The following is a 2,089-nucleotide window of genomic DNA, read 5'->3' as shown; positions in this document are numbered from 1 at the left end:
CTGGTGTTCCAGGTTTTTCTGGATTTGGTGTTCCAGGTTTCTCTGGATCTGGTGTTCCAGGTTTCTCTGGATCTGGTGTTCCAGGCTTTTCTGGATCTGGTGTTTCTGGAACTGGTGGTGCTAAATGATTCAATTTGTTTAATACTTCTAATTGAACTGCATTTATCATTCCATTTGTAATTTCAAATGGAATTGGATTAGTTAATTTTTCATATCCTTTTGGTGCTTCTACTTCTACTAGTGTGTAGTTACCTACAGATAGATCTGCGATTTTTGCCTTTCCATCTTTATCTGTTGTTACTTTCACTACTACTTTGCCCGCTTCATCATGAACTTCAAACACAGCTCCTGATAAGACTTCCTTGCTTTCAGCAGCCATTTTTGTAATCTCCACTGAACCTTTGTCTAACTGTTCATTCTCTACTTTCAATGATAAGACTTTCGTCATACCTTTTTTAATTTCGAATGATACTGGTTCCGTTAACTTCTTATAACCTGGTAAGCTCTTCGTCTCTACTAATTTGTATTTTCCTACTGATAGATCTGAAACGTTTGCTTTTCCTTCTTTATCTGTCGTTATTTCAGTTACTATTTTGCCTTGCTCATCTTGTACTTCGAAGACTACGCCTTCTAATGCTTTTTGGCTATCTTTATCTACTTTTGTTACTTCTACATTTCCCTTGTCTAACATTTCATTTTCTACTGTTAAAGCAAGAGATTTTGTCATACCTTTTTCAATTTGGAAAGTAATCGGATCTACTAATTGTTTATATCCTTTTGGTGCTTTTACTTCTACTAACTTGTATGTGCCAACTGATAAATTAGTGACTTGTGCTTGTCCTTTTTTATCTGTCGTTATTTTAGCGACTACTTGTCCTGCTGCATCTTGAATCTCAAAGACTGCATCAGCTAAAGCATCTTTATTTTCTTTATCTACTTTTGTAATTTCTACATTTCCTACATCCACTAATTCATTTTCTACAGTCAATTGTAATGCTGTAACTCTACCTTTTTCAATTTCGAATGAAACTGGCTTTTCTAGTGGTTTGTATCCTACCGGTGTTTCTACTTCTACTAACTCATACTTTCCAATAGATAAATCTGAAACTGTTGCTGTTCCTTCTTTATCTGTCGTTACTTTCGCAACTACTTTTCCTTTTGAGTCACGTACTTCAAATACAACATTTTCTAATGGTGCTTTACTGTCTTTATCTATTTTTGTGATTTCTACATTCCCCGTATCTACCATTTCATTTTCTACAGTGAACGTTAAAGATTTTGTCATACCTTTTGTAATTTCAAATGGTACAGGCTTTTCTAATTTTTTGTAGCCTGGTAAACTATCTACTTCTACTAGCTTGTACTTTCCTACTGATAAATCTGAAACTGTTGCTTTTCCAGCTTTATCTGTCGTTACTTTCGTTACTACCTTGCCTTTGTCGTCTTGAACTTCAAAGACTACCCCTGCTAACGGTGCCTTATTATCTTTATCTATTTTTGTAATTTCTACATTTCCCGTATCTACCATTTCATTTTCTATTTTTAATGATAGAACTTCTGTCATTCCTTTTTTGATTTCAAACGATACTGGTTCTGTTAATTGTTTGTAACCTGGTAAGCTTTCTTTCTCTACTAATTTGTACTTTCCTACAGATAAGTCTGAGATTTTTGCTTTACCATTTTTATCTGTTTTTACTTCCGTTACTACTTTGCCTTTTTCATCTTGCACTTCGAAGACTACATCTTCTAATACTTTTTTACTATCTTTATCTACTTTTGTAATTTCTACTGAACCTTTATCTACTAGTTCATTCTCTACTTTTAATGATAAGACTTCTGTCATACCCTTTTTAATTTCGAATGATACTGGCTCTGTTAGCTTTTTGTAGCCTGGTAAGCTTTCTACTTCTACTAGTTTGTAATTTCCTACAGATAGATCTGAAATTTTCGCTTTTCCTTCTTTATCTGTTGTTACTTTCGTTACTACTTTGCCTTTTTCATCTTGCACTTCGAATGTTACGCCTTCTAATAACGCGCCACTTTCTTTGTCCACTTTTGTAATTTCTACTGAGCCTTTATCTAACTGTTC

At 34.2% G+C, this 2,089-nt stretch carries 1 protein-coding gene; it reads right to left on the bottom strand.

Going from position 1 to position 2,089, the window contains the following annotated elements:
• On the bottom strand, positions 1 to 2,089 hold a 2,089-nt coding region (locus MR160_RS33485; RefSeq protein WP_255805901.1), incomplete at both ends, for a SpaA isopeptide-forming pilin-related protein.

Origin of the sequence: Bacillus cereus group sp. BfR-BA-01382, assembly GCF_022663475.1 — a bacterium.
Taxonomy (GTDB): domain Bacteria; phylum Bacillota; class Bacilli; order Bacillales; family Bacillaceae_G; genus Bacillus_A; species Bacillus_A thuringiensis_S.
This window is presented reverse-complemented; position numbering and strand designations above follow the sequence as displayed.